This window comes from Staphylococcus sp. ZWU0021 (assembly GCF_000798895.1).
GTDB lineage: Bacteria > Bacillota > Bacilli > Staphylococcales > Staphylococcaceae > Staphylococcus > Staphylococcus saprophyticus.
Window position 1 is genome coordinate 378,604 of sequence record NZ_JTLN01000027.1, and the last position, 20,508, is coordinate 399,111.

General features: G+C 32.8%; 19 protein-coding genes. 2 read left to right on the top strand and 17 right to left on the bottom strand.

What is annotated here, in order from left to right; genetic code table 11:
* Positions 1–2: 2 nt before the first annotated feature.
* From L987_RS07225 to cmk, 13 genes are all read right to left on the bottom strand, one after another.
* Positions 3–1,250, bottom strand: a complete 1,248-nt coding sequence (locus L987_RS07225) for a tetratricopeptide repeat protein (RefSeq protein ID WP_047503845.1) — start codon at positions 1,248–1,250, stop codon at positions 3–5.
* Between the two features lie 4 nt (positions 1,251–1,254).
* Positions 1,255–2,553 carry a 3-phosphoshikimate 1-carboxyvinyltransferase gene (gene aroA / locus L987_RS07230; protein ID WP_047503848.1) on the bottom strand — a complete coding sequence of 433 codons (1,299 nt, stop codon included), beginning with the start codon at positions 2,551–2,553 and terminating at the stop codon, positions 1,255–1,257.
* Positions 2,554–2,564: 11 nt separating this feature from the next.
* Positions 2,565–3,632 carry a 3-dehydroquinate synthase gene (aroB, locus tag L987_RS07235; protein ID WP_002483254.1) on the bottom strand — a complete coding sequence of 356 codons (1,068 nt, stop codon included), beginning with the start codon at positions 3,630–3,632 and terminating at the stop codon, positions 2,565–2,567.
* Positions 3,633–3,671: 39 nt separating this feature from the next.
* Positions 3,672–4,838, bottom strand: a complete 1,167-nt coding sequence (gene aroC, locus L987_RS07240; RefSeq protein WP_047503850.1) for a chorismate synthase — start codon at positions 4,836–4,838, stop codon at positions 3,672–3,674.
* A gap of 292 nt (positions 4,839–5,130) precedes the next feature.
* Complete coding sequence (ndk, locus tag L987_RS07245) at positions 5,131–5,580, bottom strand: nucleoside-diphosphate kinase (protein ID WP_002483252.1); 450 nt, start codon at positions 5,578–5,580, stop codon at positions 5,131–5,133.
* 146 nt (positions 5,581–5,726) lie between these two features.
* Positions 5,727–6,680: a polyprenyl synthetase family protein gene (locus L987_RS07250; protein WP_011303068.1), complete on the bottom strand. Its 954-nt coding sequence runs from the start codon at positions 6,678–6,680 to the stop codon at positions 5,727–5,729.
* Positions 6,681–6,706: 26 nt separating this feature from the next.
* Positions 6,707–7,408, bottom strand: coding sequence for a demethylmenaquinone methyltransferase (locus L987_RS07255; RefSeq protein WP_047503853.1), 702 nt, complete (start codon positions 7,406–7,408; stop codon positions 6,707–6,709).
* Position 7,409: 1 nt separating this feature from the next.
* Entirely contained in the window at positions 7,410–7,982 is a 573-nt protein-coding gene (locus tag L987_RS07260; RefSeq protein WP_047503856.1) for a heptaprenyl pyrophosphate synthase subunit A, read from the bottom strand.
* 453 nt (positions 7,983–8,435) lie between these two features.
* On the bottom strand, positions 8,436–8,708 hold the full coding sequence (locus L987_RS07265) for an HU family DNA-binding protein (protein WP_002483248.1): 273 nt from the start codon (positions 8,706–8,708) through the stop codon (positions 8,436–8,438).
* Positions 8,709–8,876: 168 nt separating this feature from the next.
* On the bottom strand, positions 8,877–9,875 hold the full coding sequence (locus L987_RS07270) for an NAD(P)H-dependent glycerol-3-phosphate dehydrogenase (protein WP_047503860.1): 999 nt from the start codon (positions 9,873–9,875) through the stop codon (positions 8,877–8,879).
* Between the two features lie 17 nt (positions 9,876–9,892).
* The gene (der, locus tag L987_RS07275; protein ID WP_002483246.1) at positions 9,893–11,203 is read right to left on the bottom strand and encodes a ribosome biogenesis GTPase Der; all 1,311 of its coding nucleotides are present in this window, start codon (positions 11,201–11,203) and stop codon (positions 9,893–9,895) included.
* Between the two features lie 177 nt (positions 11,204–11,380).
* Positions 11,381–12,562, bottom strand: coding sequence for a 30S ribosomal protein S1 (rpsA, locus tag L987_RS07280; protein ID WP_002483245.1), 1,182 nt, complete (start codon positions 12,560–12,562; stop codon positions 11,381–11,383).
* 295 nt (positions 12,563–12,857) lie between these two features.
* Positions 12,858–13,517 (bottom strand): (d)CMP kinase, encoded by a 660-nt coding sequence (cmk, locus tag L987_RS07285; RefSeq protein WP_002483244.1) that lies wholly within the window; start codon positions 13,515–13,517, stop codon positions 12,858–12,860.
* 78 nt (positions 13,518–13,595) lie between these two features.
* Here cmk and L987_RS07290 point away from each other — a divergent pair, with 78 nt between their 5' ends.
* The gene (locus L987_RS07290; RefSeq protein ID WP_047503863.1) at positions 13,596–14,570 is read left to right on the top strand and encodes an asparaginase; all 975 of its coding nucleotides are present in this window, start codon (positions 13,596–13,598) and stop codon (positions 14,568–14,570) included.
* A 77-nt stretch (positions 14,571–14,647) separates the two neighbouring features.
* Here the strand turns inward: L987_RS07290 and ypdA are convergent, their stop codons facing one another.
* From ypdA to L987_RS07310, 4 genes are all read right to left on the bottom strand, one after another.
* Positions 14,648–15,634, bottom strand: a complete 987-nt coding sequence (ypdA, locus tag L987_RS07295; protein WP_047503866.1) for a bacillithiol disulfide reductase YpdA — start codon at positions 15,632–15,634, stop codon at positions 14,648–14,650.
* Between the two features lie 253 nt (positions 15,635–15,887).
* A complete protein-coding gene (gene ebpS / locus L987_RS07300; RefSeq protein ID WP_052190975.1) occupies positions 15,888–17,519 on the bottom strand; it encodes an elastin-binding protein EbpS in 1,632 nt (543 codons plus the stop codon).
* Between the two features lie 146 nt (positions 17,520–17,665).
* Positions 17,666–19,045 carry a RecQ family ATP-dependent DNA helicase gene (locus L987_RS07305; protein WP_047503869.1) on the bottom strand — a complete coding sequence of 460 codons (1,380 nt, stop codon included), beginning with the start codon at positions 19,043–19,045 and terminating at the stop codon, positions 17,666–17,668.
* Positions 19,038–19,997, bottom strand: coding sequence for a helix-turn-helix domain-containing protein (locus tag L987_RS07310; RefSeq protein WP_047503872.1), 960 nt, complete (start codon positions 19,995–19,997; stop codon positions 19,038–19,040). Before L987_RS07310 ends, L987_RS07305 begins: the two co-directional genes overlap by 8 nt.
* A gap of 109 nt (positions 19,998–20,106) precedes the next feature.
* Between L987_RS07310 and L987_RS07315 the strand changes: the two genes are divergently transcribed.
* Complete coding sequence (locus tag L987_RS07315) at positions 20,107–20,355, top strand: ferredoxin (protein WP_002483238.1); 249 nt, start codon at positions 20,107–20,109, stop codon at positions 20,353–20,355.
* The last annotated feature ends 153 nt before the right edge of the window (positions 20,356–20,508 follow it).

Consider the following 20,508-nt stretch of genomic DNA (forward strand, 5'->3'; position numbering starts at 1 on the left):
ATTTAGAAAGATAGTAATCTTTCAGCTTCGTCGTGCCAAGTTTCATTACTAGGCTCTAATTCTAATAATTGGTCTAAAATCATTTTGGCTTGTTTAATTTGGCCAATTTCAATCAAATAATAATAGTAATCACTTAAAAATGCTGATTGTGTTTGTAACGTCGTATACGCTAATTCGAAAAAGTGTTGCGCTTCTTTATCTCGTTCTTCTTGGCCAAGTGCATAGGCAAGATGCCACATAAAGACAGGATCCAAGTCTTCTTCGTCAACATATTGTAGTAATCCTATGAGTGATTCGTAATCTTCTTCTTGTCTATATAAATCACTTAATATTAGTAAAGGTTCTTGGTATGCATTATCTACTTCTAATGCTTGAATAAGCAATTGGACACCTTCATTTGCATCGCCATGCTCTATTTGAATTGTTCCTGTAGAGACCATTAATTCTTTATAAAATTGTGTTAAGCGCAAACCTTCTTTACCAATTTCAATTGCATCTGCATGGTTGTGTTCATTTTCATATAATTGTTGTAAATAAAAATAAGCTTGTAAGAAATCAGGATCTTTAGATAATAAAGTCTGTACTAAATTAATTGCCTCTTGCGTAAGATCATTTTTTTCATAAGCAATTGCTTTTTTAAAATAGTCTTCAGAGTCCATCTCGTCTTCACTAATTTCATCAAACATTTTGATAGCATCGCTATAATTCCCACTTTGCAAACTACAGTCAGCTAGACGTGAAAATAAATTCACGCCATTTACTTCATATTCGCCTGTTTCAAGGACAGTTTCGTATTCAGACGTAGCTCTTAAATACTGTCCGTCATAGTATAATAATTCTGCTAATGCATAATGAATAATTGGATCATTTGGTTCAATGTCAATTGCTTCATCAAGTTTACTAATTGCAACTTCAAGCATATTTAATTGTTGATATAAATCAGCTTCTAACATTAATCTTTCAGTGGACATTTCCACTTCACTTAAATACTCTAAGGCTTCATCAGTATGGTTCTCAGACATTAACCCTTCGATGAAATAGATTAATAGTTCACTTTCATCAGGATATTTGTGGTAAAGCGTACGGAACACTTCTAAGCCCTGAGGCATTAAACCATAATTATATAACGTTTCACCAAGAATAAATAATGCATCGTCTTTAGGGGAACTTAATGCATCATTTACCCGTGTATCTAGGTTATCTAATTTTTGTAAGTTGATATCGTCTATGAGTTTGTAGATATCTTCCATACTATTATCCCTCTTTTTCTAATTGTTTTAACTTTGGTAAGAAACCTGGGAAAGAAACATTGACAGCATCAAATTGCTCGATTGGTAGTGCTTCATTTGATAACAATGACGCGATGGCTAACATCATTCCAATACGATGATCAGTGAAACTGTTAACTGTCGCCGTTTGTTCAAATGCAGATGGGTGGATGATTAAACCATCATTCGTTGGTTGCAATGTAAACCCTAACAAATTAAGCATATTTGCGGTCGTATCAATGCGGTTTGTTTCTTTAACTTTAAGTTCTTCCGCTTCTTTTACAATACTTGTACCATTCGCTTGCGTACAAAGTAAGGCTACAATTGGAATCTCATCAATCGCTCTAGGTACAAGGTCACCATCAATATGAATAGGTTTCATATTAGGTGAATATTGCACGCGAATTGATGCTGTTGGTTCTGGATTATCTGTTTGATTAAACAATGTGATATTCCCTTCCATTTGTGTCACGATATCTATGATACCTGAACGTGTAGGGTTAATGCCAACATTGTGAATTGTAATATCACTGCCCGGCGTAATCAAGCCAGCAACAATAAAGTATGCTGCGGACGATATGTCACCTGGTACGTGAAAATCAGCAGGTTTAATATGTTCGATACCAAGACTTGGCATTTCAATAATGTCATTATTTACAGCAATAGGTATATTGAAATGTTCAAACATCGTTTCTGTATGATTTCGTGTTGTATCAAATTCTTTAATTTTCGTTGGTTCATTAGCAAAAAGACTTGCAAAAAGAATTGCACTTTTAACTTGTGCGCTGGCTACTTCCATTTCATAAGTAATACCGCTGATAGAAGCAGGTTTAATAATCAGTGGCGTATAATTATCATTAATTCCAGTAATATTTGCATTCATGTATCTTAATGGTTTCATAATTCTATCCATTGGGCGTTTACCAATAGATTCGTCCCCAGATAAGACTGTTTCTATGCCGAGTCCGCATAATAATCCGGCGACTAAACGCGTCGTTGTACCAGAATTCCCAGTATATAACACTTGGTGTGGTGTTTTGAAATACTTATAGCCAGGTGAATCAATTTCGATTTTATCTTCATTGACTTCAATTTGAACGCCTAGAAGTTTAAATATTTCGACTGTACGAAGACAATCTTCACCTAGAAGCGGCTTATAAATGGTTGATTTTCCAGTTGCAAGCGAACCTAACATAATCGCTCTATGTGTCATTGATTTATCGCCAGGTACTTCGATTTCCCCAACAAGTGGTCCGTTAATTTTTACTAATTTACTATTTGACAATTTTTAGGCACCTACTTTTCAAAATGTGTTGTGAATATTTCAAAAGCTTGTGAAAGTGTGGCTTTATCTACGTGTTTGACTTGAGGATCCCCAATAGCATTTAAAAGCACCATTTGCACACCTTGTTGATCATTTTTTTTATCTTTTAACATTAATCCATACAATGAATTAAATTCAAATGATTGGATGACTTCTAACGGATAGTTTAGTGATTTTAAATACTGAATATAATGTGAAATATCATAATGTGTATTTAATATGATATTAGAAACTATAAATTGATAAATTATACCTATCATGACGGCGTGACCATGTGGGATTTTAAATTGATACTCAACAGCATGTCCAAAAGTATGCCCCAAATTTAGATATTTACGTACATTAGATTCTTTTTCATCTTGAACAATAATATTTAGCTTTGTTTCTATACCTTTATATAGAAAATATTCAATATCCTTTAACGAAGCAAGTGCTTGTTCATTTGGATACTGTGCTTCAATATTATTTACAGACGTTATATCGTTTAGTAAGGCATGTTTATAAACTTCTGCATAACCACTTAATATCTCAGTGTAAGGTAATGTTTCTAAAAAATTCAGGTCATAAATAACAGCTTTAGGTCTATAAAAAGCGCCTATTAGATTTTTACCATGTTTAGAATTAATCCCTACCTTGCCACCCACACTTGAATCATGTGCCAAAATAGTTGTTGGAACTTGAATGAAATCAACACCTCTTAATAAAGTCGCAGCAAGAAAACCTGTGAAATCACCAGTAGCACCACCACCGATCGCAATGAGACATGTATCACGCGTTAATTGTTTAGCTAATAATGATTCGATGGTCTTTTCATAAAATGATAAGGTTTTTGTCGTTTCTCCTGAAGGAATGATCAATTTATGCGCATTATTTTCAGAAGTGATAAAATCTAACAATTCGTGCCAATCATGGTTTACATGTTCATCGACAACAAGTACGACATCTTCATAGTCTTTGATAAACTGATGTAAATGGTCTATTGCTTGGTGTTCTACAATGATAGGATAATTATTAGATTTATAAGTTGTTTCTAGTTTCATGTAATCACCTCAATAATCTGTTAATTTTTTAGTTACATTTTAGTATTCTATATTTAATAAACGACGTTCTTTGATTTGTGATTGAAGCTGTTCAATATGATTACATTGAAATTCTTCGAGCAATGCTTTTGCTAATTCAAATGCGACTACGTTTTCAACAACAACACTGGCTGCAGGTACAGCACAACTATCAGAACGCTCAATAGATGCTTTAAATGATTCTTTAGTATTAATATCTACTGAATTTAATGGTTTGTATAGTGTCGGAATAGGTTTCATTACGCCATTAACAACGATTGGCATTCCATTAGACATGCCGCCTTCAAAGCCGCCTAAATGGTTTGAGCCTCTATAATACCCATTTGTTGTATCGTATAATATCTCATCTTGAATTTCACTTCCAGGTTTTTCAGCTGCTTTAAACCCTTCACCAAAACTAACGCCTTTAAACGCATTGATGCTTACAACACCCTGTGCAATTCGACCGTCTAGTTTACGATCATAATGTACATAGCTACCAATTCCAACCGGTACACCTTCAATGATTGTTTGTACAACGCCACCGATTGTATCACCAGCTTTTTTAGCAGCATCGATTTTATCTCGCATCGTTTGCGCGATTTCATCATTAACGACACGCACATCATTTTTATCGATATTTGATTTGATTGTATCTAAGTCATATTCTAAATCATCTTTAACTCCACCAATTTCTACTACTCTACTATAAAAGTTAATATCTAATTGTTTTAAAAGTATTTTTGAAACGGCACCTACAGCAACACGTGCTGCTGTTTCACGTGCAGATGAGCGTTCTAATACATTTCTTAAATCTCTGTGATTGTATTTCATCCCACCGATTAAATCTGCATGACCAGGACGAGGTTTAGTGATAACACGTTTCATATTATCTTGATCTTCCTCGCTAATTGGGTCTGCGCCCATTATTTTTTTCCAATGTGTGAAGTCATCATTTGTAACAATCAGTGTAATTGGGCTTCCAAGTGTATAACCATTTCTCACACCTGAAACAATCTCAACAGCATCTTTTTCAATTTGCATACGGCGACCACGCCCATATCCACCTTGTCTTTTAAACATTTCTTCATTTATATCAGCTACATTAATTTCTAAATTAGCTGGCACGCCTTCAATAATCACCGTTAGTTGAGGTCCATGTGACTCACCAGAAGTTAAATATCTCATACTTTGCCCACTCCGTTCTTTAGTACTTTAAATTAATATATGTTCTATATCTTATCATATTCAATAGTTCAAATTAATAGGAAAATTAATAATTGCTGAATATTCATAAAAATGACTTCTAATATTATTATTTTACAAGTGTAACACTTGAGTTATTTAAATTATATTAAATCCTGTACTTGATTACTATAGTCATGTAAAACGAGTGGAAAATTTGTTTTGTACATATAAAAAACTGATTAGATACAATGATCTAATCAGTTTAATTATTGGTATTTACAATTTTTAATGATTATTCGTATAACCAAGATTCTCTAGACTCTGAGTACTCACTTAACTCATCAGCCTTAAACCAAAGATTAATCTCTTTATTTGCTGACTCAACTGAATCTGAGCCATGTATAATATTTCTTCCTACTGTTAAACCAAGGTCTCCTCTAATTGTACCTGGCGTAGCTTCTGATGGGTTTGTTTTACCTATAATATGACGAGCTACATGTACTGCATCTTCACCTTCAACAACCATCGCAAATACTGGTGCAGATGTTATAAAACTAATTAAATGTTTATAGAACGGTTTGTCAGTATGTTCAGCATAATGCTCTTCAGCTAGTGATTGTGGTACAGTCATAAATTTACCACCAACTAATTTGAGACCTTTCCTTTCAATGCGAGAAATAATTTCCCCTATCAAATTTCTTTGTACTGCATCTGGTTTAATCATTAAAAATGTTCTTTCCATTGTGTGTGCTGCCCCCTGTTTGTTATGTATCAGTGTACGATTAATAAATTAATGTACACAAATATGTATTAAAAATAAAAATATGTTTTGAATCACATTCATATATTAACAGGTTATTAAAGCGCCTTCAATGTTTTTCACATAAGTTACACATTTCTTTTACCAACTTTTTTAATTAACTTTTTAAATAATGATTTTGAATCTTCGTTATCTAATTCATCAATTAAATGTAAAGCCTTATTAAGATATTTGTCGCTTACAGCTTGAGATTGCGCAATGACATCAGAGTTTCTAATTTGATCAATTAGTTTAACGAATGTTTCATGATCCGTTTCTGAATTTAATTGCTGGATTTGTTGTTTAAATGTTTCATTTTTTCTCATTTCGAAAAGCACAGGCAAAGTTAAATGACCATTCATCAAGTCACTTCCAACTGGTTTGCCTAGTTTTTTCTCAGTACTAGTAAAATCTAATATATCATCTACAATTTGGAAACTCATACCTATATAGTGGCCAATCATTTTTAGATTATGTACAGTTTTTGCGTCAGCTCCAGAGGTGATTGCACCTACTTCTGTAGACAATTGAATGAGCAATGCTGTTTTACGATTAATTCGACGTAAGTAGTTTGTTATTGTCTGATGTCCATTGAATTGATCCTGAAACTGATATAGTTCTCCCATGCATACTTCTACAATGGCGCGAGAAATAACAGCGTGTACACGATTAGCTTCAATATTGGATATATGTTCAAGTCCACGAGCGAGTAAGAAATTACCAGTGAGTATGGCTGTGTTTTGATCCCATTTTTTTGAAATCGTCAAACTGCCTCTACGTTTGTCGCTTTTATCTATAACATCATCATGGACTAAAGTAGCCATGTGAATTAATTCAAGCGTAACTGCGACACGATAAACATCTTCATTCATTTCTTTGCCGAATTGGCTACTTAAAATTACAAAAGCTGGTCTAACGCGTTTACCACCAGAAGAAAATAAATGATGTGAAGCAGCCTCGAGTACTTTATCGTGACTTTTAATTGACTGTTCTAATCGTTTTTCTATTTTTTTAATTTCACTATTTATATTTAACTTTGACACGCTAATCACCTTTGGTTGATTCATTTTTATTTATAGCCAAGGTGCATTGCTGCAACGCCACCTGTAAAGCTACGGACTTTAACATTACTAAAACCTGCTTGATTAAATAGTCTTTTCAGTTTTTCTTTATCTGGAAAATTAAATGTTGATTGTTGTAACCATTCATATTCATCTTTAGATTTTGCAAAAATTTTACCAAAAATTGGCATCACAAATTTAAAATAAAGTTTGTAACATTGTTTAAATACTGGCGTTGTAGGTTGACTTGTTTCAAGACAAACAATCATACCACCTGGTTTAAGTACACGATTTAATTCTTTCAATGTTGCTAAATAATCAGGCACATTTCTTAAACCAAAACCGATTGTTACATAATCAAATTCGTTATCTTTAAATGGCAAATTCATTGCGTCACCATGAACAAGTTGAATATTATGCATATCTTTGGTCTTGCGTTTTCCAACTTCTAACATGTTTTCACTGAAATCTACACCGATGACCTCTCCAGTGTGACCTACAGCTTTACTTAAAGAGATTGTCCAATCTGCTGTTCCACAACAAACATCTAATGCTTTAGATCCAGACTTCACATTCATTTCTTTCATTACGCGCTTTCTCCATGTTTTATGTTGCTCGAAACTTATGATGTTATTCAGTCGATCGTATTTACCAGAAATATTTTGGAAAACATCATGTACTTGTTCTTTTTTTGCTTTATTATCTGCCATATTAATTACCTCTTTTTTGATGAATTTCAGTTTTTAGTTGGTCTAAAAATGATTCTAACGTTTCTTTAGAATAATTACTTAAATATGAAGGATGATTTTCACTTAAATTTGCTATTAATTTATCGTTGATAAAAGAAGTATCAGCATTTGGAATAAATCGTTTTATTGTAATTAGTGGAAATGTATTTTCTATTTTTAATATATATGCTCCAATAGCGTTAATATCTATTGCTTCGTGGTGAATAGAAGATTTCATTTCATTTACTTCTACAATGGCTGTACTAATTTCTTTTTGATAAGTTGGATCATTTAAATTTGCTAATAATGTATAAAAATGTGCACTTAACAAGTCACCTATTAAAATAGATTTTTTAGACGATAAAGTTGTAGAAACTTCGTCTAAGTGACGCATTGCTGTATCTATTGTGAGGCAAGCTAATTTAGCTTCTTGTGGTATATCATAAGAATCAAGAATTTGTGCCAACGTTTTATTTATATAGATTGATTCATAATGATTTACACCGCGAAGTCGCTGTGTAATTTGTGTTTCTAATATGTTTAATGTCGTTTCCATGTTCACACCTCACGTTATTATCCATATACATATTAACATTATATAGAGAAAAATAAAATCAACGAAAACCATAGTTAACAATAATCGTGCATTATATATAAAAAAAGCGTAAGAACTACTTATATCATTTTGCTAAAAAAGTTTCGTCTTCTCAATTTGGAAAGAATGGCTAGTGCTTGAAATGACTGATTTAAAGCTGTTTTAATCCAATCACCAGTTGTTCACATTATAATTCAGACTAAAACGAATGTGCTTGTCTTAGTCTGAACTGTGATTTATTTCATCGTATGTATTAATTTTAGTTTCATTGTATCTTAAATCATTGTGAATATATAGTTTGTAGTTAACACAAATGATATCATAAAGTTTTTGTTTATATTGATAAGTATTTAATTAAAAGATTAATAAAAAAAGAAAAAGCCCCTTAAAAAGGGCTTCACTTTTAGTAAAGAATTATTTTACTGCGTCTTTTAAAGCTTTACCAGCTTTGAATGCTGGAACTTTGCTTGCAGGGATATCAATTTCTTTACCAGTTTGAGGGTTACGGCCTTTACGAGCAGCGCGTTCGCGTACTTCAAAGTTACCGAATCCAATTAATTGTACTTTTTCACCTTTAGAAAGTGATGATTGAATTGATTCGAATACTGCATCTACAGCTAAACCAGCTTCTTTTTTAGTTAAATCAGCTTGCTCTGCTACAGCATTGATTAAATCTGTCTTGTTCATTATGAATTCACCTCCCCTAGGGTTTATAATGATACTTAATATCATTATGGTATGACTTTAACACAACGATTACTGCTACTGCAATGATTTATGCGCAAAAAACGTTGAAATAATAGGATTTTGATAGCAAATTGTTATATATTTTATGAAAAGTGTAATTATACTCTGTTATTCTGCTTTCTTTCCTCGTCCCATCAAATCTTTAACGCTTTCATCTACGGGTCTATTTTCGAATAATACTTTGTATAGAGCGGTTGTTATTGGCATATCAACATTGACTTCTTTTGATAAATGGTAAACTGATTTTGTAGTATATACACCTTCCACAACCATATTCATTTCATTTAAAGCAGTATCAAGTGATTTTCCTTCACCTAATTTATAGCCTAATGTATAGTTTCTGGAATGTGTTGAAGTACATGTCACAATTAAATCGCCAATACCACCTAAACCAAGAAAAGTAATAGGATTTGCACCTAATTTTTCGCCTAAACGACTAATTTCAGCCAAACCTCTAGTCATCAATGCCGCTTTAGCATTATCTCCGAAGCCCATTCCTGAAATTACACCGCTTGCAACAGCGATGATATTTTTTAGAGCGCCTCCGAGTTCAACACCTACGAGATCTTCATTTGTGTAAACACGTAAATAATCATTCATAAATAAATCTTGTGTTAGTTGTCGTACAGATTCTGATTTTGAAGAAGCTGCTACTGTTGTAGGTTGTTTAATGACTACCTCTTCGGCATGACTTGGTCCTGATAGTACGCCAATTCCTGCATTATGTTTAGGTGAAATAGAAGCTTCTAACATTTCAGATACGCGTTTATAAGTATCATTTTCAATACCTTTAGCAACGTGTATAAACGTTTTCTTACTAGATAATAACGAATCAATTGTTTGAGCTACTTCTCTCATCGCTTTGGTAGGTAGTGCCATTAAATAAATATCAGCAAAAGCAACAGCGGTTTCAATATCAAGTGTTGCTTCAATATCTTCATTTAACTCAGCGGTTTTTAAATATTTACTATTAATGTGTTGTTCATTAATTTCATTTATTGTGGTTTCGTTTTTCCCCCACATCAATACTTGATGTCCATTTTCGGCTAAGACATTTGCTAATGCTGTACCGAAACTTCCAGTACCAAAAACGGTAACTTTAGACATGCTATCCCCTCCGATGATTAATTTCTCTTTCTTGCTATAATATGCACTGGTGTACCTTCAAATCCAAATGCAGCCCTGATTTGATTCTCTAAATAACGTTTATAAGAAAAATGCATCAATTCTACATCGTTGACAAAAACGATAAATGTTGGTGGTTCAATTGCAACTTGTGTAGCATAAAATACGTTTAAACGACGTCCTTTGTCTGTAGGTGTCGGGTTCATTGATATAGCATCAGTAACAACTTCATTAAGTGTAGAACTTTGAACACGTTTTTTATGATTCTCACTGGCTTCTTTAATATATGGGAATAACGTTCTAAGACGTTGTTTTTCTTTAGCTGAAACAAATGCTATTTCTGCATAGTCCAAGAATTGAAACTCTTTACGTACTTCATCCTTGAATTTTTTCATTGTATTTGTTTCCTTATCTACCGTGTCCCATTTATTAACTACGATAACGATGGCTTTTCCTTCTTCATGCGCATATCCTGCAACACGTTTGTCTTGTTCTATGATACCTTGTTCAGCATCTATGACAATAAGTATGACGTTCGATCTTTCTATTGCTTTTAGTGCACGTAAAACGGAGTATTTTTCAGTATTTTCATATACTTTACCCTTTTTACGCATGCCGGCAGTATCAATTAATACATAGTCTTGATCATCATAGCTATATTCAGTATCTACAGCATCACGTGTTGTGCCTGCTACATTGGAAACAATGACGCGGTCTTCACCTAAGATAGCATTCACTAAACTTGATTTGCCCACATTTGGACGCCCTATAATTGATAATCTAATTGTATCGTCATCATATGGATCAGGTTCTTCTTCTTTAAAATGTTTAACAACTGCATCTAATAAATCACCTAGACCAAGTCCATGTGAACCGGATATTGGGTATGGATCTCCAAAGCCAAGAGAATAAAAATCATAAATTTCATTTCTCATTTCTGGATTATCGACTTTATTAACGGCTAACACGACAGGTTTTTTTGATTTATATAACATTTGTGCAACCATTTCATCACTTTGAGTTAAGCCTTCTCTTACATTAACCATGAAAATGATAACATCAGCTTCATCAATTGCAACTTCTGCTTGAGCTCTTATTTGAGTTTGAAATGGTGCATCTCCAATTTCAATACCACCCGTGTCAATGATATTAAAATCGTGCGTTAACCATTCACCTGATGAATAAATTCTATCACGAGTCACTCCTGGCGTATCTTCTACAATCGATACACGCTCGCCTACGACTCTATTAAAAATTGTCGATTTACCAACGTTTGGCCTACCAACAATTGCTACTATAGGTTTAGTCATAACTAACTTCCTCTCTTTTTTAATCTCTATAATTCTATCATACGGGTTAGATAAATAAAAAGAAATATTAAAACAATATGACTGTTATAGTTATTACATTGTAATTTTATGGCAAAAAAAGAAATCTTGCCCTAGTTATCATTAGGACAAGATTTAAAATTGGCATCATACTTTGTATTAAAACTTAAAGTCTTTTAATTTATCACCGAATACATCACCCAATGTTGGATTATCTTCGTCATCAGAACCATTATCTAAATAGGATTGTGTTGTTTCACTATCACTTTCGATAACATTTTCATTTGGTAAGGTAGCTTTTATAGATAACGAAATACGCTCATTCTCTACATCTACACCAAGCACTTTGACACTTACGACTTGGCCAGGTTCTAACGCTTCACTTGGAGAACCAATATGTGAATGACTAATTTCAGAAATATGCACTAAACCTTGTACACCAGGTTTAATTTCTACAAATGCACCAAAGTTAGCTAATCTTACGACAGTGCCTTCGATTACATCGCCTTCGTTGAATTCACCTTTAATTGATTCAAATGGGCTAGGTAACGTATCTTTAATAGATAAAGAAATGCGTTCAGAATCTTTGTCTACAGATTTAATTTTCACATTTACCGTTTCACCAATTGAAACCACATCTTCAGGAGATTTTACATGTTCATGTGATAATTCAGAAACGTGAACAAGTCCATCAACGCCACCTATATCTACGAATGCACCAAAGTTTGTAAGTCGAGCGACTTTACCTTCTATAACGTCACCTTCATTAAGTGATTCCAATAATTCATCTTTTTTCTCTGCATTTTCCAATGCCTCTACTGCTTTACGACTAAGAATGACACGATTATTTGCAGGGTCTAATTCTTCTACTTTTAATTTAAGAACTTGACCTTCAAAATCAGAGAAATCTTCAATGAAATCTGTAGAAATTAATGAAGCCGGAACAAATCCTCTTTGACCAACATCAACCACTAAACCACCTTTAACAACTTCAGTGACTTTAGCTTCAATTGTTTGGTTATTGTCTAGTTGTTCTTGTAAAAATTCATATGATTTTTCAGTTTCAAGTTGACGTTTCGAAAGGATGTAAGCACCCGTTTCATTCTCTTCGTCATATTCTACTTTAGTAACATATGCACCAATTTCATCACCAACTTTGACAGCATCACTAGGATTATCAATATGATGTGTTGAAAGTTGACTTATTGGGATAATACCGTTAAATTTTGCACCATTAACAGCAACAATTACTTGCTTTTCTTCAATTTCTTGAACTTCGCCTGTAACTTTATCCCCTTCTTTAATGTCATTAATCATTGATTCGTTAAACTCTTCAGTCATCTTGTCTGCCTCCTTATTACACTACATATTTATAACATCTTATAATCTGACAAAATTGTCAAGAAATTCCACTTTAATTAAGGAATTCAAATATTAATTGTTAAAATGCTGTAAAATAGGGTCATTTAGCTAACTAAATTTTAAATAACTTTACCTATTTTTTACAATTTCACTTTATATGCAGCTCGTATTAGTATAAAAATTCATGTAAGTTTTATACCCGATAATTGTATTATATAACCTTTTTACACAATTTGGAAAGAAAGGGCTTTATATATCTAGCTATTATTTGAGATTAACTAATTTTATGAACAAGTGCTAATATTTCTTGTGTAACAATTTCTATGCTCTTTCCTGTTGTATCAACTGTAATCGCATCATCTGCTTTTTTCAAAGGTGATATGTCACGGTTCATATCATATTGATCTCGATCAGCAATTTCTTGCTTAAGTTGTTCAACATTGGAAACAATACCGCGTTCTTCATTATCTTTTTGTCTTCGAACTGCACGTTCTTCAACTGAAGCAATCATATATACTTTCAAATCTGCATCTGGTAATACAACGGTACCAATATCTCTTCCATCCATTACGATGCCTTTTTTAGCTGCTAATTCTTGTTGTTTGTTTACAGAAAATGTTCTAACCGCTTCTTTAGATGCAACATAAGAAACATGATTGGTTACATCGTTTTCTCTTAAATAGTCAGTGACATCTTGATTATCTAAAATAACTCTTTGACCTTTGTCTTTATCATAAGTTAAAGACAATTCAGTAGTTTCTATAAGTTGATCAAAATCTTCAGGTTTGTTTTGTTGTAAGTATTTGTAAGTTATTGCGCGGTACATTGCGCCTGTATCTACATAAATCATAGATAATTTAGCTGCTAATAATTTAGCGATGGTACTTTTTCCAGCCGCAGCAGGTCCATCTAGTGCGATATTTAATAATTTCATTTTTGTAACCCTTCCTTGTTGTTTTATGAATAATATTTTATCATAAATATGTATATTATAAATAGGAGGAATGCTAGCATGAAAAATGTTCTTGTTATACATACCGGTGGAACGATAAGCATGTCACAAGATGAAGCTAACAAAGTGGTGACAAATAAAGATAATCCTATATCTAATCATCAAGATGTGATTGCGCAATATGCAAATGTGACAGAAATAACACCGTTCAATGTACCTTCACCGCATATGAATATTGAATATGTGGAAAAGTTGAAAGAAATTATTGAGGAAGCAACTAAAAATGAATCTTATGATGGATTTGTTATTACTCACGGTACAGATACGCTAGAAGAAACAGCTTATTTACTGGATTTAACAACAGATATTTCAAAACCTATTACGATTACTGGTGCTATGCGTTCTTCAAATGAAATAGGTTCAGATGGTTTATATAATTTCATATCTGCGATTCGTGTTGCAACAAGTGACGAGTCTTCAGATATGGGTGTCATGGTAGTGTTTAATGATGAAATTCATACTGCGCGTAACGTTACGAAAACACATACATCAAATACAAATACTTTTCAAAGCCCTAATCATGGCCCACTAGGTGTTGTCACTAAAAATAGCGTTCAATTTCACCATAAACCATATGAGCATCTTATCTTAAATGAAATAGACCATACTTTAAATATTCCATTAGTTAAGGCATATATGGGAATGAATAGTGATGTGTTAACGTTTCATAGTGATAATAATGTTGATGGCATCATCATTGAAGCGCTTGGACAAGGTAATTTACCACCAACAAGTTTGGAAGGACTAGACAAATGTTTAGATAAAAACATACCTATAATTTTAGTATCTAGATCATTTAACGGTATTGTAGGACCAATTTATGCTTATGAAGGTGGCGGTGCAACCTTAACAGATAAAGGTGTTATTTTCTCAAATGGTTTAAATGCTCCTAAAGCTAGGTTAAAACTTCTAGTTGGATTAAGTAATGATTTAACATTTAAACAATTAAAACGATACTTTGAATCACAACTTTAAAATGATTAAGTATACTATTTGAATTATAAAAAGCTGAGACAATTTTTAGTTGTCTCAGCTTTTTATATCTTAGGAATTTAAGATTCTAAAGGTGTTTGTTTTTTTGATAAGATACTTTGTGTAATAATACCGCCATGGTATTTGCCATTTTCAATAAAAATTGTATTTGCATCATTACCAGCAGCTATGACACCAGCTATATAGCAATTTTCAACATTAGTTTCATATGTTTCTTTATTATATACAGGTGCAATACCATATTCATTTTGATTAATTTCAATGCCGATAGATTGTAAGAATTCGTAATCTGGGTGATAACCAATCATGGCAAACACATAGTCATTGGCTATCTCAAATGTTTGGCCACCCTGTTCATAGAAAACACTATCCTCAGTAATTTTAGTGACATTTGCATTAAATGCCATATCGATTTTTTCATGGCGTACAAGCGATTCGAAATTAGGAAGTATCCATGGTTTGATCGCTTTTGGATATTCATTGCCACGATAAATAACTGTGACATTTGCGCCTGCTTTTTCAAGTTCTAAAGCAGCATCGACTGCTGAGTTTTTACCGCCTATGATGACAACATTTTGATCGAAGTAAGGATGCGCCTCTTTAAAATAATGCATTACTTTTGAAAGTTCTGCACCTTCGACTTCAAGTTGATTGTGATGTCCATAGTATCCTGTTGCTACAGTGAGAAATCTACATTGATAAACATCTTTCGTAGTTGTAATTGTGAAACGGTTATTGATTTTTTTTACAGTGAGGACTTCTTCGAAAGCATTGATTCGTAACTGATGGTGTTTAACTACAGCTCTATAATAAACCAGTGCTTGATTTCTATGCGGCTTGCTTTCTTCAACTATAAAAGGTATGTCCCCAATACTTAATTTGTCACTAGAAGAAAAGAATGTTTGGTGTGTAGGATAATTATAAATCGCGTCTACAACATTACCTTTTTCAATAACTAATGTATCTATTCCTTTTTTCTTTTGCTCAATGGCAGCACTTAATCCACAAGGACCGCCACCTATTATGATACTTTCAACTGTTTGCATACTTTATTCGTCCTCCTTTTACCACCCATATATTATACCAATAGTTTTAAAAATTCCAAATGAAAGAATTTGAAAACTTTATAACAATTGAATTCATAAGGTTTATGCTTGAAAGAAAATTATATTATTTAATATTTAACTCGATAAATAAACATAGATAAACCCTACGCAAATATGTGCGCAGGGTTTATCTATAATTTGATAGCTACTCTATTTAATAGTTATCCATAAAAATTATCAGTAGTAAAGAAAATTATTGTGGTATCACAAGACGTTGACCATTATGAATATCGTTGCCTTGAATATTATTTGCTTCTCTGATTTTTTCTACATTTTCTGGAGTACCTTCACCATAGTATTGGATCGCAATTCTATATAAATTTTGTCCATTTACAACGTGAGTGCGTTGTCCAGAATTACTATTTGAAGATTGATTATTTTGTTGGTTGCTATCGTTTGATGCATTTTGTGACTGGTCTGATGAACCATTTTGATTGCTATTAGCTTGACCATTTTGTTGTGATTGATCGCTTTGTTGATCTTGATTGTTTTGACTATTTTGTTCATCTTGTGTGCCTTGGTTTTGATCGCTGTTAGCTTGATCTTGTGAATCGTTGTTACCTTGGTCAGAATCAGAATTGGCATTATCAGAGCTATCACTACTATCAGAATCTGTTGTAGCTTGATTATTGTCATCATCTTTAGCTTTGTCTTTATCTTTATCTGATTTACTGTCTTTATCAGAATCAGCATCTTTAGCTTTATCAGAATCTTTATCTTTGTTGTCAGCTACTTTTTTGTCATCGTCGCTGCCTTTATCATCGTTGTTACCTGTTAACGCCATACCACCAAAGATACCTATAGCGGCTAAGATTAAAATAGCTGCTATAATTGGGAGGAGTTTACCAAGTAAACCACCTTTTTTCTTGTTGTTATCTTCAGAATCATGGTTATTGTCACCATTATTACCATTTCCGCCGTTGCCGCCGTTACCATTACCACCATTGCCAGTACTTGATTTAGAATGTGAAGCAGCGGCAGCGCCAGTACCAGCAGCTGCTGCACCGCCTGCTACAGCAGCACCTTTTTTCTTAGAACCATGTTTTTCTTCGTTTTTAACGTCAGATTTGGATTCATTTTGTTCTGGTTCATTATCATTTTTATCTTTTTTGCCTTTATGCTTGCCAGCTGCATAAGCACCAGCTCCAGCAGCGGCAGCGCCACCTGCTACAGCAGCACCTTTTTTCTTAGAATCATGATTGTTTGTATTTTCATCTTGCGTTTCTGTCGAATCATTCGTTTGATTGGATTGTTCCCAATCTTGATTTTGTTGATGCGCTTTATCGTTATGGTCTTTAGAACTTGAAGCTGCATCGTTATGTTTACTAGCAGCATAAGCACCAACGCCTGCAGCACCACTACTGGCGATAGCAGCACCTTTTTTATTATTGCTATCTTTGTCAGATTGATCTTTTTCATTGTTTATATCATGACGATTTTCAGATTGCTGATTGTTTGATGATTCGTGAATCAAATTGTTATTTTGTGAAGGATCATTAGATTCTTTGTCTGCATTTGAATCTCTTGAAGAATTGTCTTCGTGTTGTAAACCATTATCACGATCACCAACTTCATTATTTTCGTTGTGATGTTCTTGGTTAGACTGCTCATCTTCTCTTTGATTTGTTGCTGTGTCTCTTCGACGTTGTCTGCGTTGAGCATTTCTAGGAGGAAATTGTTCATCTGATTTATCAGACACTTCCTCTTTTATATTGTCAACTGAATCGTTAACCGAGTCTTGAGTATTTTCTTGGTGTTCTTTTGGATCAATGGATTGACGATTTTTTTCAAAATCATCTTTAAAATTGTTGTTAGACAAATTCATCATCCTTCCTTTTTTTATTTAAGTATATACTGTTTTACCCTAAAAGATTGTAAATATGTATGACTTTTTGAAGAAAAATTACTATTAAACAAGTGTATACACCGTATTATAGCTTGATTGAAAATATGAAGTAAAGTAATTGTCTATTATTTAAATAAATTTTGTATTTTTTCATTAAAATCCATTTTTCTTTTAACTTTTTTTCTATTTAATATATTTATTGCATTAATTTCAGAATCATTATCACAGCACTGATTTGGTTTTTCGCTCAATTGTTCATTAAAAAATTCTATCATATAAGCACGTCGACATTGATCAAGATGCTTATAGCCTAACATGCGCATATATCCTAAATGTTTACGTTTGTATGAAATCTCGAATATATTACGTAATTGTTGATATGTATAATAGCTATAAAGTATTTGTAGAACTTCTGATTTTTCAGGAGGCAAAAATTGACCGAGTTCGAATATTTCAACATCCTCCATCGTTATCATATCGGTAAATAATAGTGTTTCTAATAAAAAGCGATCATCTGGTTGATAAAGACTAATGGCTTGACTTTGTCCCCCGTCACGACCAGCACGACCTATTTCTTGCATATAATTAGAAGGACTTGTAGATAAATGAAAATGGATAATTGTTCGGATGTCTTTTTTATTAATGCCCATACCAAATGCACTTGTAGCAACAATGATTGGGATTTCATTATTTAAAAATTGATGTTGTACCGTATGACGCTCTTGATAAGATAAGTCGCCATGATAAATACCAGTTAAAAAGCCATAGTTGTATATTTGTTGCGCTAATAATAGACACATTTTTTTAGATGATACATAGATAATTGTTGGACCAGCGTGTTCTAATGAAGGTAGTAACCATTTCAACTTCTCATCATCATCAGCAAAGTTTTTATGCGATAACGAAATATTATCTCTATTCATGGTTGTCTTTACGATATGAAAAGATTTATTTAATATTTGCTTTAAATCAAATGTTAAATAGGATGGTGCTGTTGCTGTTAAAGCTAATACAGTAGCGTTATGAAAATGGTTGACGATTTTGCCAACTAAGGCGTAATGCGGTCGGAAATCATAACCCCATTCTGAGAGACAGTGTGCCTCATCTAATACGATGATTCCTAGATTTATATGTTTTATTAATTTAAAGTTATGAGGTTGTAGTAGAAATTCAGGACTTAAGAAAATAAAGCGACTTTTCGTCAATTGTTTAATGTTTTGAGCCCTTTCATGTTCATCCATTCCTGAGTGAATGCAAGCTACATGATGCTCACCATGTAGTTTAAGTTGCATGACTTGATCATCCATTAATGAGATTAATGGAGAGATGATTAGTGTTGGTTGTTGATTTATATATGTTGGCAATTGATAGCATAGGCTTTTGCCACTTCCAGTTGGTAAAATACCTAATGTATCTTTCTTTTCAAGTACATGCGTTATGATTTCTTTTTGTCCAGGTTTAAAAGTATCAAAACCAAAGTGTTTTTTTAACGCTTCATTAAGCATGCAAATCACCTCTTTCAATGCCAACAATGATTAATTTAATTTCAAAATAACTAAGATCTGGAAATATAGTTTTATAATTTCTTAAACGTTCACTACGGTTTGACAAGTAATGTGGAATAAATTGTTCATAAGTTTTATGTATTAAAAATGAAGGATAATCTGTTAAATAACCTTTGATAAATAATTCTAAGATATGATCTTGTATCGTATTTTGTTTAACATTTTGTTGAGCTGCTAATTTATCAAAATGCATGCCTTGTTTTATACCTTCATAAGTTAATGTTGTCTTATGTAATAAAGCAGGTAATATAATAAGTTGATTTAATAAAGGATATTGTGAATCATCTTCTATTTCATACATTAAAGTAACTAAATCTCTTATTTCCAATTCATATAAGTGTTCTTGAGATACAGATTCAATTAAACTTACTTGTTGTCTAGTGTACATGCTTTCTTCAAAACCTTGTAAATAGTAATGGAGATAAACATGATTGTTTTTTTCTGATAACGTATGAAATAAGTTTGTAAGTTCTTCGATGAATTGAGATTTTAAATCTTCATCTGTTATTTTTTTATATAGTTGTTTAACTTGTTTTTGCACAGTACGATGTTGTGTGATCGGTACAAATTCATAAATAGCATGGCCAGTATTGGAAAGTGTCTGAGTTAACAATTGAATTGCATTAAACGTGTTCACAAGACTGTCGTATGTGTGTCGAGGATGATTAATGATACTTTGATATTGCGCTGTTTCAATGTTAAAATTATTAGAATATCGCTCAAACGACGGATATTTTAAATTAGGTAAGCTATGATACAATGACAATAGTTGTTGACTACAGGCGTCAAAAAAGGTTTGATGAGACTTTTTCCCTGTGATAATATTAAATATACTTTTTTCGGTTTTGTAATTATGTGCATTTGTGTATGCAAAATGAATTATATTATACATAGACGCTCCCTCATCTTATAAATCGAAAACATTTGAAAAAACGATAAACTGTGATTACAATAATATTTGTGTAATTATTGTAGCATTTTTGTCAAAGGAGGCGAAGAAATTGGCTAAATATACAATTGTAGATATGGATACATGCATTGCATGTGGTGCTTGTGGTGCCGCTGCCCCTGATATTTATGACTATGATGACGAAGGTATTGCATATGTTATTCTAGATGATAATCAAGGTACTGCGGAAGTGCCAGAAGAACTATATGAAGATATGGAAGATGCATTAGATGGTTGTCCTACGGATTCAATTAAAATTGAAGAGGAATCATTTGATGGCGATGCATTAAAATTTGAATAATGCTATTATTGCAAAATAGTATTTATATACAACCATGTTAGTAACGTCATCACTGTGACATTTGCTAACTTTTTATTTTTTTAAAGCGATAGATAAAACGAGTCGTGATATTAATATATCATGGCTCGTTTTGTCTATCTTTCTTTTATTTAA

Bases quoted from the DNA above. Each gene is read 5' to 3' on its own strand.
- ypdA (WP_047503866.1), bottom strand. From the start codon at position 15,634: ATGCAAACAGTTGAAAGTATCATAATAGGTGGCGGTCCTTGTGGATTA.
- L987_RS07265 (WP_002483248.1), bottom strand. From the start codon at position 8,708: ATGAACAAGACAGATTTAATCAATGCTGTAGCAGAGCAAGCTGATTTA.
- ebpS (WP_052190975.1), bottom strand. From the start codon at position 17,519: ATGAATTTGTCTAACAACAATTTTAAAGATGATTTTGAAAAAAATCGT.
- L987_RS07225 (WP_047503845.1), bottom strand. From the start codon at position 1,250: ATGGAAGATATCTACAAACTCATAGACGATATCAACTTACAAAAATTA.
- ndk (WP_002483252.1), bottom strand. From the start codon at position 5,580: ATGGAAAGAACATTTTTAATGATTAAACCAGATGCAGTACAAAGAAAT.
- L987_RS07310 (WP_047503872.1), bottom strand. From the start codon at position 19,997: ATGTATAATATAATTCATTTTGCATACACAAATGCACATAATTACAAA.
- rpsA (WP_002483245.1), bottom strand. From the start codon at position 12,562: ATGACTGAAGAGTTTAACGAATCAATGATTAATGACATTAAAGAAGGG.
- L987_RS07290 (WP_047503863.1), top strand. From the start codon at position 13,596: ATGAAAAATGTTCTTGTTATACATACCGGTGGAACGATAAGCATGTCA.
- L987_RS07255 (WP_047503853.1), bottom strand. From the start codon at position 7,408: ATGGCAGATAATAAAGCAAAAAAAGAACAAGTACATGATGTTTTCCAA.
- der (WP_002483246.1), bottom strand. From the start codon at position 11,203: ATGACTAAACCTATAGTAGCAATTGTTGGTAGGCCAAACGTTGGTAAA.
- L987_RS07270 (WP_047503860.1), bottom strand. From the start codon at position 9,875: ATGTCTAAAGTTACCGTTTTTGGTACTGGAAGTTTCGGTACAGCATTA.
- aroB (WP_002483254.1), bottom strand. From the start codon at position 3,632: ATGAAACTAGAAACAACTTATAAATCTAATAATTATCCTATCATTGTA.
- L987_RS07260 (WP_047503856.1), bottom strand. From the start codon at position 7,982: ATGGAAACGACATTAAACATATTAGAAACACAAATTACACAGCGACTT.
- aroC (WP_047503850.1), bottom strand. From the start codon at position 4,838: ATGAGATATTTAACTTCTGGTGAGTCACATGGACCTCAACTAACGGTG.
- L987_RS07305 (WP_047503869.1), bottom strand. From the start codon at position 19,045: ATGCTTAATGAAGCGTTAAAAAAACACTTTGGTTTTGATACTTTTAAA.
- cmk (WP_002483244.1), bottom strand. From the start codon at position 13,517: ATGAAATTATTAAATATCGCACTAGATGGACCTGCTGCGGCTGGAAAA.